General features: G+C 40.8%; 2 protein-coding genes. Both read left to right on the top strand.

Annotation, left to right across the window (positions count from 1 at the left end; genetic code table 11):
- The first annotated feature begins 158 nt into the window (after window positions 1-158).
- Window positions 159-335 carry a hypothetical protein gene (locus tag KEM10_RS24000; RefSeq protein WP_170154413.1) on the top strand — a complete coding sequence of 59 codons (177 nt, stop codon included), beginning with the start codon at window positions 159-161 and terminating at the stop codon, window positions 333-335.
- Window positions 336-348: 13 nt separating this feature from the next.
- The coding region (locus tag KEM10_RS24005) for a hypothetical protein (RefSeq protein WP_212221007.1) at window positions 349-611 on the top strand (263 nt) is incomplete at its 3' end.

Below are 611 nucleotides of genomic sequence, written 5' to 3' on the forward strand. Positions count from 1 at the left end.
AAGATTGCAAACATCGTTGGCTTATGCCTTGACAAAGCGGAGCTGATTAATAAAACCCTCCTGTTCCTGAACCAAGCCGTGAATGGCATATCAGAGCAGGAACCGGGGAATGCAGAGTTTGATAACGAGGATTTAGATAACGATTAAAACATACGATTATGAGAAAGTTTAAAGTAGGAATCACAATTGAAGCTGACAGTACTGAAGTAGTTCAGCAAGTAGGAAACCTTTTGCAAAATGCAGTCAATAAGGTTGAGCAGCAGGACATGATTAAGCTTCTGACCAAGGTTGCCAAGAACCCGAAGATTGTAAAGACCGCATTACGATACATCTAAAAAATTCAGCACCGTGCAACAGTTACCACCAGTTAATAAAGCAACATTAATAGCCAATGGTATTAAATACGGATTGCCCATTTTGGGCGTTGGTATCGGTATTTATGCTGTTAAGAAGCTATTGTTTAAGAAGAATCCTGATGGCACTTCATCAAGGGTTGCTCCATCAATAAAAGATACGGTTATCGACAGGCAAAACCTGACGATTTCTGCTTCTGATGCTGCTTTATATGCCAATACGCTGTACGGTGCAATGCTCGACTTTGGTACAGATGA

This window comes from Carboxylicivirga linearis (assembly GCF_018271995.1).
Lineage (GTDB): Bacteria > Bacteroidota > Bacteroidia > Bacteroidales > Marinilabiliaceae > Carboxylicivirga > Carboxylicivirga linearis.